The sequence below is a fragment of the Pedobacter duraquae genome, from assembly GCF_004362245.1.
GTDB lineage: Bacteria > Bacteroidota > Bacteroidia > Sphingobacteriales > Sphingobacteriaceae > Pedobacter > Pedobacter duraquae.
Genome location: NZ_SNWM01000001.1, coordinates 589,669 through 602,352, shown reverse-complemented (window position 1 = coordinate 602,352; position 12,684 = coordinate 589,669). Strand labels below are relative to the sequence as shown.

The following is a 12,684-nucleotide window of genomic DNA, read 5'->3' as shown; positions in this document are numbered from 1 at the left end:
AAGAAATTTACAGCTTGTTTATTTTACGGAACTGCGGAGATAGATGTTGCCGTAAGTAGAACTGAAGTCGTAGCTGGGCCCGGTGCCAGGCGCTGCTGTAATGGAGGTAAAGAAGTCTTTTTGGATTTTTTCGGTTGGCTGGAGCGCCAGGTTCGTAAAGATCTTTCCATATCTCGTTGTGAGTTGCAGCTTGCCAACTGATTTTTCAGCCACACTTGCATCTATGCCGCCATATCTTGCATCCACCTTAATCGGGGCATTGAACGTTCCAACTTCAACAATCCCATAGGTAGACATAATTTCTGTAGTCATTCCATTTGGTATTTTAACATTGATGGTTACTTCTATATCGCGCTGTTGGTAGGTTGATACGCTGTTGCTGCCTTGTTGTGCTACATAAGCATTAAGGTCCTGCTTTGAAGTAAACCGTGTTTTGATGCCTTTATCCAGGATGTAATAACTATCAGGGATCATGTCCATATCCAGTTTGTTGGATATGGAAATTTTGTCGCCAGACGTGCTTTCTGTTAAAGTAAAAGCGCGGTCACTTTCGCCGTTGTTGATCTTTACTGTGGCCTCGACAACGATTTCGTTGCCCTCCCAGGTGCTGATATGAACGATCTTTGGATAGTCAAAATGAAGGTCTACAGTCTGCCCTTTTGTTACCGGGTATGATTTGTTGATTTTTGTCTGGGCTAAGGCAAGGCATGGCCCAATGGCTATAAAGAGCCACAATACTAATGATTTCATATAGATTGGTTAAGAAGCCGTCGGTTGGACTATTGGGGCTATTTTTCTCTCAGGTAGACATTTTTATAGCTCGATTTAAGAATTAAATCGGCACCGCCACCATTGATTTTTCCTTTGATGCTGTCTGAATTACGAACACCAGCCAGGTTGTTGATTGTGAATGCAGTCTGTCCGGTAGCAGCGGTTGAATAATTAATATAGGCGCCTGATCCGGTTTCACTTTTTTCGGCTGTATTTTTTTCAATTGCGATTTTAAGACTTTCTGCAGCATATAACTTTCCGTAGCTGGTAGAGATTTCAACATTTGCTTTTGTAGTTGCAGGAAGTGATACATCAACATAACCATATACGGATACGATGGAAACGGGGCCTTTAATTTCACCTGCAAAGATGGCATCAATAGATCCGTAAAGTGTTTTTACGTTCATTGGTCCGGTGTTGTTCTCCAGCTTGATTTTATTGTAGCTTGTAGACACCTCAATTTCGTTTTTTAAATTTTTAAGGATCACTTCAGACTGATTTACACTGCTTGAATTATTGAAAATGATCTTGATGTTTTGGGGTACTTTGATCGTTAAGATTGAAGATCTGTCTCTGGTAACATTGTTAACAGTCACTTCATCCCCTTGCGTAGACACATCGAATCCCAGTCCGCTGTTGTCTGTAAATCCTGACCCGTTAATTGCGCGAAGGCCTTTTGCACGCTCATCTACAGATTCTTTCTCAACTTGTGGAGAGGAGAAGATAATTTCGTTGCCTGTATATCCTTCTATAATTGCGCCTGAGATATTTAACTTCAGTGTGCCGGATGTTTTAGCTACTTTGTATTCTTTCTGTGCAAATACCGAGGTAGCGATTGTTAAAAGGGAAAACAGTACTATAAATTGCTTTTTCATATTTCTTTTTTTGAATTTGATTATAACTTATTTTGATTGAGAAGTATGCTGTAGGCCTCGTCTCTGACTGCAGCAAAGGTATCGGGGCCATCGGCAAGTGACTTAAGCTTGTCGTCGATTTTTAAATTTTTCTTTTTTCCTAAAAGGCTTACCAGGCCTAATTGTACAATAGGGTCGTTCTGTTTATTTAGTGAGCTGACTAACAAGGCCGAAACATGTCCATCATCACTATATTTCTGCATCAGGCTCAGCGCTGCGAGTCTGACATTGGTATTGCCGTCGTTGTTCAATGTTAGCGCTAACATATCCATTACACGGTTGTCTACCCTGCCAGTTTTTTCCATTTCCAGTATTGCCATCAGCCTGGTACTTGCCGAGGTGCTGTCCTGAAGTCCGGCATACAGATCCTGGGTAGCTGCACTTGTATTAGGCTTCCTGGGCCCTGCTTTACGGTTGCTGGCAAATGCTACCGGAACTGTTTCTGTTGTAGCTACAACGTCTGGTGTTTTTGTCGTTCCTGTAGTATCATTTTGTTTAGTAGCTTCTTTTACCGGTTGCTGTGCAAGTTGTGATGCCGGTTTTACAGCTGTATCATTGAAGAAAAACAACCATAGGCAAGTCACAGTCACCAGTACCGAAGCCGCCACCAGCCATTTGCTTCCGTTAGTTATCAAAAAACTTTTTTTTCTCACTTCCGGAGCAGCCTGAAATCTTGGTTTCAGCTGATCTAGTTTTAAAACAGGGGCTTCGAGATGATCAAATTCCGCTCTGTTCTTTTCCACGAAGTCTTTTATCGGATCATTCATAATAACTCTTGTCTTTTAGTGATAACAATATTTTGTTTTTTGCTCTATGGTATTGTGTTCTTACTGTGCTGTGGGAGAGTCCGAGCATCCCTGCAATTTCTTCCTGGGACAGCTTTTCAAACAGGTACAGATTGATAATCGTTTTGTAACCTGGTGGAAGCGCTTCGATGCTTTTTCTGACATCTTCGACTCGACAATCGAAAATATCATTCTCATCTGCCGTTTGCTGCTCGTCGTCTGCAATCTCTGTTTCTCCCAGATCGGTGAAGGTTATCTTTTGCCTTCGCAGATGAGAGATAGACTTGTTAATTGCTACCCGCCGTACCCAGCCCTCAACACTTGACACCCCTTGCAGCTTTTTCATGTCTCCAAATATCAGGCAAAAGGTGTCCTGAAGGATATCTTCTGCTTCTGCTGTGTGGGAAACAATCCTACTGATGGAGTTGTAAATTCCCCTGGCATACCTATTGTACAATTCAGTATACCCGAAATCTTTGCCTTTAAGGCACATCTCTATCAATTCCTGATCAGTTATCTTTTTTGTAAGCTGCAATTCCGGGCGTTTAATTTAGTTCTTTACTGCGTTTCTATCTTGAAGTCGCAGCCTCATTTAAAATGTTGCATCACGTCACAGATATTTTTTTTGAAAGCCGTTTTTACTGCTTAAAGATAGCGTAAATTTGAATCAGCACAGGAAGCATCATCAGTGGATCAGGAAATCTGGATTGTTATCTGGAAAAAGAAGAATCCGTTGAGGGGCAGCTGCTGGCGCTGCGGAGCATTATTCTTATAAAAGATATAGGTAGACGTTAAAAATTTAAGATCCTAATTTTTAAATGCCCAGGCTGAAACCGCTATCAAAAGTGCGATGAGCAGATAGCTTTCTATTCTCGCAAAATTGAGTGTTAAACCCATTCCCTGGTTCATTTTTGGGACGATTGCCCGGCGATCGTTTCTGTTGAAGTAAATCACACCATACTTATAGTTTGACGGATCCTGGGTGGGCTCATTAAAATCTTGCATGGGGCTTAATTATTGAGCTAAAGTAACGAAACAATCTAATAATGGACTACTTGGTTTTCATTGCCTTCACAAGCAGGCCTGTAACGATGGCGCCAAACAGATAATAGCCAATGGTAAGCACTTTCTTTTCATTATTTTCCGCTACGGGCTCAGGCCTAAGTCCCATAGGTTCTGGTAAGGTAATCGCGCCAATACCTGCAGAAAGGCCAAAGAAGAATACTTTTGCCCAAATATACTTTTGTTTTCCTGAACCAATTAAGCTATAGTAAACGGTGTTGCTGATCAGGTCGCCAACTAAGGTAGCACGGTACAAAGTTTTTTCGTCATCAATATGCTCACCAACCAAACCAAGGCCCTTATTCAACGCTTCTTCACCTAACAGATCTATTCGTGGTGTTTTATTGCTTTTGTTTTTAAGCGCTTCGTGAAGAACATTCATTGCTACGGCGCCGGCAAATCCCGCTATGATATTTTTAATTTTTCCCATGATAACAACATAACATTTATGGAAGTCCAAAGTTTTCTAAAAAGAATAATGAACAAAGGGGATAATCTGCTAATTATCCCCTTTGTTCATCGAGTAGGACGAAGAATTAAATTTCTTCCTCATCATCTTCCTCAACTAATGAGTCGTCTTCAGGTAAATCATCTGTATCAAGATCATCATCTTCTAGATCTTCGAAGTCATCATCAGCAGCAAATTCTTCTTCAAGTTGCGTCCCTTCGCCATCAGCAAATTCTACCTCATCTTCAGTATAATCGCTGTCGTCTTCCTCATCATGTTGTTTCTCTTCTTCAGGGGCTCTTCCCACCTGGAACTGCTCAAGATTTACGATCTCATCTTGTTCCATTTCTTGTTCTTTCTTGTTTTCCATGGTTTTTGTTTTAGATGTGGGTTTAACGATCGGGCTGCTAAAATTGTTTAAGAAGACATGAAATCACTACATATCGCTACACTTTAAATGTTGTTATTTTGCTAATTGGCTGATTGTTAGTTTTTTGAGCCCCGGCATTTTATCTGCTTAAGTTTTGCTGAATTAAAAAACAACAACATGAAAAAGATAAACACCTTAAAATCAATCAATGCCTTCATGGTATTGGCGGTATTGCTCGTTAGCACTATTGCCGTTCAAGCAAAAACAGTGGCACAGAAAAAAACACCTGTCAACACTTATGTGCTGGTGCACGGTGCCTGGGCAGCTCCCTACGCATGGAAAATGGTTAAAGACCAGTTAGAGAAAAAAGGGCAACGTGTAATCACCGTTCAGTTACCAGGACATGGTACAGATCAAACACCTGCTGCTGATATCACCATGGACAGCTACATCACAAAAGTTGTTCATACCGTTAATAACACAAAGGGAAAAGTAATTCTGGTGGGGCATAGTATGGCTGGAATGATCATCTCCGGGGTTGCAGAACAGATTCCGGATAAAATAGAGAAGTTAGTTTACATCGCCGCCTATGTGCCAACGAGTGGCCAGTCTGCTTACGCCATCTCTATGCTGGATAAACAATCATTGCTGGGCGCTTCACTTGTTGCTTCCGCAGACAATACCTTATTTGATGTGAAGCTAGACCAGGTTACTCATATTTTTTGCCAGGATGCCCCTGATCGCATAAGAAAAATGATTCTGGAAAGGTATCGTTCGGAGCCTGCCCATCCGTTTTCGAATCCTGTAATGCTTACCGCTGAACGTTTCGGGAAGGTACCGAAAGCATATCTATCCACTTTATTGGATAACGGGATAGGAGTGGATCTGCAAAATCAGATGATCCGCGCACATGGAATTACAGAAGTGTATAAACTGAAAAGCGGTCACTGTCCATTCTTATCTATGCCAGATGCTGTTACAACGATTTTGATAAAGACTGCCAAATAAGCTATTTCTAAAAAGCATCCCTGCCCCGGGGTGCTTTTTATGCCCTAATTCCAGACTCGTTGAATGCAACATGTTTAAAAGTAATACATACGCGTAAGCCATCTTTATCTTGTAGTGCAAACTCTCCTTCCAATTGATCTGTCAGGCCTCGCATTAGACTCATCCCCAGGGAACTGGTTTCCTCAAGGTCAAAACCCTCAGGCAGGCCCGAGCCATTGTCGGCAATGCACATCAGATATTGCTGCTCACCAACCGGCTGCAGCGAGATCGCAATCTTTCCCTTGCCTGTGTTTTTAAAAGCATATTTTATCGAATTGCTGATCGCCTCATTGAGGATCAATCCCAGTGGTACTGCCTGAGAAACATACAACTTTATTGGTGCAATATCCAGACTCATGCTGATCTGGTGATCACTGCTAAAACTGTCGTGCAGATAATCTACAAGCTCCTTAATATAATGCGACATATCGATGCTGGCCAGATTATCAGATTGATAGAGCTTTTGGTGGATGAGCGACATGGCATGCATGCGGTGCTGACTGTTCTTGATAGCGTCAAGGGCGTCACCGTTATCGAGGTATGCGGATTGAGTGTTCAGCAAACTGATGACGATTTGCAGGTTGTTTTTTACGCGGTGGTGAATTTCTTTCAATAACCACTCTTTTTCAGTCAACAGCATCTGCAGAGCATCGTTAGCGGCATTTAGGCTCTGCTGACTAAGCTCTAGTGCCTGGTTTGACCGTTGTTTTAATAAGTACCTGTTATAACTCAAACCCAGGAGCAGCAATAGCATGATCCCTCCGGCAATGCTGACATTCCTTACTGTCTGCTCATGAAGTAAACGTACCTCCTGGTACTGTGCCTGTTTGTGTAGCAACTGTATGCGTTGTGCTTTGATACGGATGTCTTCATCCTTTTTTTCTGTTTGATAGGATACCTGCAAATCGGCCAGTTGAGATGCTTTTTTTGTATTGATCAGGGAATCTGAAATTGTCTTGAACAATTGGAAATGGGTAATGGCAGATTTTAGATTACCACTTAGAGAATCGGCTTTAAACCAATTCAGGTAGTTTTTAGCGAGAAAATCAATCTGACTGTTATTTCTGCAGGCGGTATCGTTGAGTTTCAAAAATGTAATTGCCTTTTTTTGCTGGCCTGTAGCCATCAGATATTTGATCAATACATTGTAGTTTGTGGTTTGATGGGAATGAAACTTCTCCAGCTCAGCCGTTTGGTTCAATACCTTGCTGTAGTACACTTTCGCAAGGTCGAATTTCCCCGCTAATGTATAAGCTTCCAGAAAATTTACGTTGATAAAATGTCTCCATCCCAGATTACCTTGTGGATAGCGATTTCCTATTTTACGTAGTAAGGCAATGGCTTCATTCGGTTTATGTTGGGCAAGCTTCGATAAAACCAGATTTCCCAATACCTGGGCAACCATGGTCGAATCATTGTTCAATATCGCCTGCTGATGTGCTATTGGCAATGCTTTCTTCAGAAAGTATGCTTGTGTGTCGTATCGTTTCAAAAGACCATTTAACAGCGCAACGTTATTATATATCTTGAAGGCTTTCAAAGAAGTATCGTGATTTCGTTCAATAATTCTGACTGATTGCAGCCCGTACTTTAACGCCTCGGTATAATTATCTTTCCCCAGATATGCATAGACGAACCTTTCGTACAGGAATTCCAGATCCATTTCCTTTTCAGGATACTGCATGGCATCATACAGTTTTTTGGCCCTGTTGAGTAGTTCGATCATGGTCTGATACTTCCCGCCCATCAGATAGATACTGCTTAGTTTGATGAGCGTGGCAGCTTCAGTCCGCTTTGCACCACCTGATTGGTAGATCTTTAATGCCCGTTGATAGTATGCTATTTTTTGTGCCGACATTTTTTCTCCATCCGGCAGATTATCTCCAAGAATAACAAATGCCTCTGCAAGCAAAAGGTTGTTTGTCCGCGCCTCATACATGGTCAGCACTCTGCGCGCATACAATTCAGACTGTTCGGCTTTTTTCAGGTCCTGAAAGATTCTGGCACGCATCAGCCAGCTTTTAGCCAGGCCTGCTGTGTTTTTTTGTGTTGAACTAAGCTGTTCTGCTTTGGCGATATAGGCTAACGCACTGTCGGTCAAAGATGCTGAGCGTACCGTTGATTCAGAAAATAAATGACTGATACGTAGAAGTGCAGTTAGTTTTGTTGTGTCAGAGCCGGTGCTGTTAATTTCCTTTTTAAGCGCTCCAATTTTGGAGCGCTCAGAAACAGACTGCGCATTTGCATAGCCGAACAGTAGCAGAAATAGGAGTAAGGCAGATAACTGCTTCATGCGATTAATCATTTATAGTGGCTAAAAATAGGATAATGCCAGCCAAGGCAATCGCACTCAAACCAAAAAGATGTCCGGTAACGCCGCCGAACAGGAAGCCAGTTAAAAAAGCCAATGCTGAAAAAAACATGCGGTGGGTGTAGAACTTACCCGCACGGGTAGTCTGCGAACTATTAAATATTACATTGTACTTTATTCTTCTAAAACTTGTATACCGAAGAAAAGAAACGACGAATATTACCATAAAGCAAAGGATTTGTCCCCCTACGCTATCGGCAGCGTCTAGAAAATTCTCCGTTAGAAAAGCGAATAGTCCTATAAGCATCAAAGAAAGACCGGATACACGAATAGGGTTGAAGTTTGCCTGGTTTCTATAGGTTATGGATTGTACAGCCAGAATAGACGCTGCGTAGATTGGAACGGTAATGAGTTGGGTAAATGCAATGTTCAAATTGCCGTCGAAAAATTGATAGGCTGCTAAAATGATGTTTCCAAAAACATGTACTGATAAAAAACCAGAAGAAAATAGCGTCACTGAGTCACAATACCCGGCGATAAAAGTTAATAGGAAAATTGTGGACAGTCCGTATGTTTTAGTAAGCTTCATTTGGGTATACTCTGATAACGCATATCCAATTACAATACCAAGCTTAAATGTATTGATATTTAGTGTATTATGTTTATTTTTCTTTGTTCAATTTACTATATATCGTCATTTCACGAATCGATTGATTATATATAGTTTTTGATATTGCAAGGATGGATATATCAAATCTTCAGTGCTGCATTGTTAGTTTATAAGCAAGACTACGAAAAGAGAGAAGATTCACCGGAGTTTGTAGAGCCTCCGGTGTTCTTTTTTATATTGACGCAATTTTAGTTGGTGATATGCCAAATTGCTTTTTAAAGGCAAAAGAAAAATGGGACAGGTCCTCAAATCCAAGATCCAGGTAAACATCAGATGCTGTTCTTCCCTTTGACGAGATCAGATAATATGCTTCCTGTAGCCGTTTATGCTGCAGCCATTTTCCCGGCGTCTGACCGAATGCCTTTTCAAAATCTCTTTTAAAGGACGCCAGACTTCTTCCTGTTAAATAGGCAAACCTCTCCAGGTGTACGTTGAAATGGTAATTTTTGTTCATAAAAGCCTCCAGATCCATTTTATGAGGCTCATTGAAATCGAACAGTACATTTTTAAGCTCCGGATCTGCCTGAAGCAAGAGTATCAGTAGTTCCTTAATCTTTAGATCAATTAAATCCGGGTTTTTCAGGCTATCTGCATTATGATAAAGCAATAACGAATCCATAAAACTTTTCAGTAAAGGGCTTGTCGTAATTGTGGAGATTGGCCGGTCGTATTCTTTATGCGCTGCTTGGATATGATATTCCCTGCTAAAATCTTTTAGGATCTGCTGACTGAGGTAGATGGACAAGGATTTAAACTCACCATTTGCCGGCGGCTGCTTAACGAATTTCAACAATTGATTTCTCTTCACAAAACGTATAGAACCTTGTTCAGATGGATAGTCTCTAGTGCCGTCACTAAGTACCAAAAAACCTGAAATCTGATAACTTAAAACATGCTCAGCTACAAAATGTTCGCCCTCCCTGCTTCTTTGATAGTAACAAGAGTACACGATACCTGAGGCATTTTTTTTCTCTTTCTCTGAGTTCATTTGTACTAAAATAGGTAATAGATTTCTAAAACTAATCAATTACAGTTTAATGCCTTTTTGGCTCAGGTATTTTTTCCCTTCCTCAGATTCGAACATATTTATAGCATCATCATGATCTGTCGAAACCGTTACTGGCATCCATTTTTCAAATTCGGCCTTTCTCTGTTCGTCAGCATTCCTTAAGATGGCCGCTGCTTCGCTACCCAATATCAAGTGAAGGGGAGGCTCTGGATTTTGTACCAGATCAAACATCACTTTGGCTGCTTTAGCAGGATCTCCCATAGGTGTAAATTTTCCTGACAGGAGGAAATCTTTAATTCCGCCTACTGTGCCTTCATATCCGGCTATATCTTCGGCAAAGGACATTGATGGACCGGCCCAATCCGTACGAAATCCACCGGGTTCCACAGAGGTAACCTTAATTCCTAAAGGAGCAACTTCCTTGCTCAACGCTTCAGAAAAGCCTGATAACCCGAATTTCGCTGCCTGATACATCGTTAATCCGGCGTTGCCCACTCTTCCGCCAACAGAACTGATCTGTAAGATATGGCCTGAACGTTGATTGCGCATAAAAGGCAGAACAGCACGCGTGATCGCTATAGGCGCATATAAGTTAACGTCCAGCTGGCTTTTTACCTGATCCTCTGTAAATGCTTCTGCAGCTCCGGTGATGCCAAATCCGGCATTATTAACCAAGACGTCGATCCTACCAAAGTGTGCTATCGCAGCCTTTATAGCCAAAGTAATCTGCGACGCATCACTGACATCAAGTGCCAATGTCAATATCTGATCTGGGTAGCTTTTAGCCAGTTCATTCAATTGTTCAGGATTTCTTGCCGTAGCAACAACGTTATCGCCATTTCGCAGTACTTCTTCCGTCAGGCTTTTTCCAAGCCCTTTGGAGCTTCCTGTTATAAACCATACTTTTTTCATTTTCTTGAGATTTTTATTTAGACAAAGATGCGGAGCAATGCGCTAGATAGCTTTGCTGCGGAGTTCAAAGTTGCTTTGTTAAAAAGCTCAGTTTTTGAAGGTGGCGATCATATGATTATGGGTGTTACAGTCTGTGGGAGAGTTTGTTAGCTTATTGTAGGCATACAGACCCCACAAACGTATCGGAGGCGGCCCCCACAAGGCGTTAACGCGCCCTGTAGCCGGGATAATGCCGCGTCAAGGGCGCGTCAACCCCCCGTGTGTGCCCCGTTTGCCTATAATTTGTCGATAATGTTTTATTAGCGTTCTTACACTTGTCTTATACTGTTTTACTTGACGTGTTTAGCGTCTTATTTTTTTATTTTACTGTTTTTACTTGTCATTGGTTTTTTTGTCCGTTTCAATCTCAAGATTGGCTATTCTGTTGCAAATCTGGGCAACTCCTTAAATTTTTTCCAATACATTTGCAGATGTTTAAATCCTACCAGATCAAGTGGTTTTTCATCCTTACAGGAATTTTAACAATCAGCACACTCTTGTTAAGACAAGAAACGATCAGTGAATACCCATATTGGCAGTTTATAAATTATGGATTCCAACTGGCTGGCTCAATTTTTATTTGTTGGCTCATTATTGGATACTTCTTTCTGCATAAAGTCAACTCGCTAACCATTTATTCAAAGTTTGTGATCAGTGTGCTCTTATCAATTATCGCATCATTCGTCGCTGGCTATCTTTTTTTTACTTTTTTGCCACCCAATGTGTTGGCTACCAGGGTTGTTTTGTATGATAATTTGTCTGACCTTAAACTACATTTTACCGGATCATTTTTTTTAAGTCTGGTATGTTATGTGGTATTTTATAGTACCCATACCAATGCCGCTTTGCAGGAAACTAAACTGGAAAATGAAATCCTGGGGCAGGCCCATCTTCGTGCACAACTGATCTCATTACAACAGCAAATAAGTCCACATTTCCTCTTTAATTCCTTGAGCACCTTGAAAACGATTGCTACAGACCAGCCTACAAAGAATTATGTTGTACAGCTGGCCACAGTATATCGGTATGTGCTCAACTTCAATGAAGAGTATCTTACTCCGCTGATTGATGAGATTAACTTTATCAGGTCTTATCTTTATATCATGAACGAGCGTTTTGAAGATGGACTTAAAGTTGATATTCAGGTGCAGGAAGAGCACCTAAAATTGTTTGTACCAGCATTGTCATTGCAATTGCTAATAGAAAACGCGACAAAGCATAATGCGATTTCTTTGGAGCAGCCGCTACACATATCGATTAGAACTGATAATACGCCTGCGTTGATTGTTGAAAATAATTTTCAACCTAAAAAGATTAAACCTGAAGGTACAGGAAATGGTCTGAAGAATATTACCGAACGCTACAAATTGCTCGTTAAGCGGCCCATCGAGATTATTAAAAACGAGCATATATTTTCTGTAACCATACCCCTTCTGCAAAAATGAAAGTAGTAATCATTGAAGATGAATTAAAAACAGCAAAGGAGCTGAAGTCTATCCTGCAGAGTCTGGATGATGAAATTATCGTTGAGGCAATACTCAGTTCAGTAGCCACAGCGATAGATTGGTTGAAAAAAAATCCTACACCAGATCTCATCTTTTCAGACATCCAGTTGGGGGACGGTCTGAGCTTTGAGATTTTTAAAGAACTTCAAACGGATGCCCCGGTAATTTTTTGCACCGCTTTTGATGAATACGCTATCCGGGCATTTGAGTCTAATAGTGTGGATTATCTTTTGAAGCCTATCGAAGAGACCATGCTTCAAAAAAGTCTTGATAAATACCATCGCCTTAAAGAACCACTGCATGCAGGTGCTCAGACTGCTCAAAACCTGAATAAGGTAATCGCCCAGATGGATACCGGCTATAAGCAAAATATCCTTGCTTACTTTAGAGAAAAGATTATACCTGTCCGGGTTGTTGATATTCAGTTTATCTACGCTTCCAATGGCTCGGTGTATCTGCATACTTCGAATGAAAAAAGCTATATCGTGCAATACACAATAGAGCAATTGGAATCTATGCTTAATCCCCATCAATTTTTTAGGGCGAACAGAAAGTTTATCGTGAACAGGGAATATATCAACAATATAGAGCATTATTTTAACCGCAAGCTCTATGTAGTTACCAGCAGCGAAGCTCCGGAAAAGATCATTATCGGGAGGGCTAAAGCCCAGCCGTTTTTGAAATGGATGGAACAGTAGGTTGTTGACTTCTTTACAGAGATAGTCAATTTCCATCTATTTTGTTTTTTGTACGTTTCATTCTTCATTTTGGCTGCTTCAGCTCTAAATTTCAAATCAGGGCCTATTATCTCTATACTTTTGAATCAATTGGTAAATGCCTT

The 12,684-nt window shown here is 41.0% G+C and carries 14 protein-coding genes; 3 read left to right on the top strand and 11 right to left on the bottom strand.

From position 1 onward, the window contains the following. Nucleotides 1-18: 18 nt before the first annotated feature. The 7 genes from CLV32_RS02675 to CLV32_RS02645 form a co-directional block, all read right to left on the bottom strand. Complete coding sequence (locus CLV32_RS02675; protein ID WP_133552122.1) at nt 19-750, bottom strand: hypothetical protein; 732 nt, start codon at nt 748-750, stop codon at nt 19-21. A 38-nt stretch (nt 751-788) separates the two neighbouring features. Continuing rightward, nucleotides 789-1,646: a DUF4097 family beta strand repeat-containing protein gene (locus CLV32_RS02670; RefSeq protein ID WP_133552120.1), complete on the bottom strand. Its 858-nt coding sequence runs from the start codon at nt 1,644-1,646 to the stop codon at nt 789-791. A 20-nt stretch (nt 1,647-1,666) separates the two neighbouring features. Further along, nucleotides 1,667-2,452, bottom strand: a complete 786-nt coding sequence (locus CLV32_RS02665) for a hypothetical protein (protein WP_133552118.1) — start codon at nt 2,450-2,452, stop codon at nt 1,667-1,669. Then, nucleotides 2,445-3,005, bottom strand: a complete 561-nt coding sequence (locus CLV32_RS02660) for an RNA polymerase sigma factor (protein WP_133552116.1) — start codon at nt 3,003-3,005, stop codon at nt 2,445-2,447. The genes CLV32_RS02665 and CLV32_RS02660 overlap by 8 nt, the downstream gene beginning before the upstream one ends. 272 nt (nt 3,006-3,277) lie before the next feature. Then, nucleotides 3,278-3,475, bottom strand: coding sequence for a hypothetical protein (locus CLV32_RS02655; RefSeq protein ID WP_133552114.1), 198 nt, complete (start codon nt 3,473-3,475; stop codon nt 3,278-3,280). Nucleotides 3,476-3,521: 46 nt separating this feature from the next. After that, the gene (locus CLV32_RS02650) at nt 3,522-3,962 is read right to left on the bottom strand and encodes a hypothetical protein (RefSeq protein WP_133552112.1); all 441 of its coding nucleotides are present in this window, start codon (nt 3,960-3,962) and stop codon (nt 3,522-3,524) included. A 106-nt stretch (nt 3,963-4,068) separates the two neighbouring features. Continuing rightward, on the bottom strand, nt 4,069-4,350 hold the full coding sequence (locus tag CLV32_RS02645; protein ID WP_133552110.1) for a hypothetical protein: 282 nt from the start codon (nt 4,348-4,350) through the stop codon (nt 4,069-4,071). Between the two features lie 177 nt (nt 4,351-4,527). Here CLV32_RS02645 and CLV32_RS02640 point away from each other — a divergent pair, with 177 nt between their 5' ends. Beyond that, on the top strand, nt 4,528-5,358 hold the full coding sequence (locus CLV32_RS02640) for an alpha/beta fold hydrolase (RefSeq protein ID WP_133552108.1): 831 nt from the start codon (nt 4,528-4,530) through the stop codon (nt 5,356-5,358). A 37-nt stretch (nt 5,359-5,395) separates the two neighbouring features. Here the strand turns inward: CLV32_RS02640 and CLV32_RS02635 are convergent, their stop codons facing one another. The 4 genes from CLV32_RS02635 to CLV32_RS02620 all read right to left on the bottom strand — a co-directional run bounded on the left by CLV32_RS02635 (nt 5,396) and on the right by CLV32_RS02620 (nt 10,299). Then, nucleotides 5,396-7,690: a histidine kinase dimerization/phosphoacceptor domain -containing protein gene (locus tag CLV32_RS02635; protein WP_166641864.1), complete on the bottom strand. Its 2,295-nt coding sequence runs from the start codon at nt 7,688-7,690 to the stop codon at nt 5,396-5,398. 4 nt (nt 7,691-7,694) lie between these two features. Further along, nucleotides 7,695-8,297: a DUF1275 family protein gene (locus CLV32_RS02630; RefSeq protein WP_133552104.1), complete on the bottom strand. Its 603-nt coding sequence runs from the start codon at nt 8,295-8,297 to the stop codon at nt 7,695-7,697. A gap of 253 nt (nt 8,298-8,550) precedes the next feature. Next, nucleotides 8,551-9,366 carry a helix-turn-helix domain-containing protein gene (locus tag CLV32_RS02625; protein WP_133552102.1) on the bottom strand — a complete coding sequence of 272 codons (816 nt, stop codon included), beginning with the start codon at nt 9,364-9,366 and terminating at the stop codon, nt 8,551-8,553. A gap of 39 nt (nt 9,367-9,405) precedes the next feature. Then, nucleotides 9,406-10,299: an oxidoreductase gene (locus CLV32_RS02620; RefSeq protein WP_133552100.1), complete on the bottom strand. Its 894-nt coding sequence runs from the start codon at nt 10,297-10,299 to the stop codon at nt 9,406-9,408. Nucleotides 10,300-10,769: 470 nt separating this feature from the next. Here CLV32_RS02620 and CLV32_RS02615 point away from each other — a divergent pair, with 470 nt between their 5' ends. Next, nucleotides 10,770-11,783, top strand: a complete 1,014-nt coding sequence (locus CLV32_RS02615) for a sensor histidine kinase (protein ID WP_133552098.1) — start codon at nt 10,770-10,772, stop codon at nt 11,781-11,783. Continuing rightward, nucleotides 11,780-12,541 (top strand): LytR/AlgR family response regulator transcription factor, encoded by a 762-nt coding sequence (locus CLV32_RS02610; RefSeq protein ID WP_133552096.1) that lies wholly within the window; start codon nt 11,780-11,782, stop codon nt 12,539-12,541. The genes CLV32_RS02615 and CLV32_RS02610 overlap by 4 nt, the downstream gene beginning before the upstream one ends. The last annotated feature ends 143 nt before the right edge of the window (nt 12,542-12,684 follow it).

Excerpts from the sequence above, each read along its gene's own strand:
- CLV32_RS02610 (WP_133552096.1), top strand. The coding sequence starts at position 11,780 with ATGAAAGTAGTAATCATTGAAGATGAATTAAAAACAGCAAAGGAGCTG.
- CLV32_RS02640 (WP_133552108.1), top strand. The coding sequence starts at position 4,528 with ATGAAAAAGATAAACACCTTAAAATCAATCAATGCCTTCATGGTATTG.
- CLV32_RS02630 (WP_133552104.1), bottom strand. The coding sequence starts at position 8,297 with ATGAAGCTTACTAAAACATACGGACTGTCCACAATTTTCCTATTAACT.
- CLV32_RS02620 (WP_133552100.1), bottom strand. The coding sequence starts at position 10,299 with ATGAAAAAAGTATGGTTTATAACAGGAAGCTCCAAAGGGCTTGGAAAA.
- CLV32_RS02615 (WP_133552098.1), top strand. The coding sequence starts at position 10,770 with ATGTTTAAATCCTACCAGATCAAGTGGTTTTTCATCCTTACAGGAATT.
- CLV32_RS02670 (WP_133552120.1), bottom strand. The coding sequence starts at position 1,646 with ATGAAAAAGCAATTTATAGTACTGTTTTCCCTTTTAACAATCGCTACC.
- CLV32_RS02675 (WP_133552122.1), bottom strand. The coding sequence starts at position 750 with ATGAAATCATTAGTATTGTGGCTCTTTATAGCCATTGGGCCATGCCTT.
- CLV32_RS02635 (WP_166641864.1), bottom strand. The coding sequence starts at position 7,690 with ATGAAGCAGTTATCTGCCTTACTCCTATTTCTGCTACTGTTCGGCTAT.
- CLV32_RS02650 (WP_133552112.1), bottom strand. The coding sequence starts at position 3,962 with ATGGGAAAAATTAAAAATATCATAGCGGGATTTGCCGGCGCCGTAGCA.
- CLV32_RS02655 (WP_133552114.1), bottom strand. The coding sequence starts at position 3,475 with ATGCAAGATTTTAATGAGCCCACCCAGGATCCGTCAAACTATAAGTAT.
- CLV32_RS02645 (WP_133552110.1), bottom strand. The coding sequence starts at position 4,350 with ATGGAAAACAAGAAAGAACAAGAAATGGAACAAGATGAGATCGTAAAT.
- CLV32_RS02625 (WP_133552102.1), bottom strand. The coding sequence starts at position 9,366 with ATGAACTCAGAGAAAGAGAAAAAAAATGCCTCAGGTATCGTGTACTCT.
- CLV32_RS02665 (WP_133552118.1), bottom strand. The coding sequence starts at position 2,452 with ATGAATGATCCGATAAAAGACTTCGTGGAAAAGAACAGAGCGGAATTT.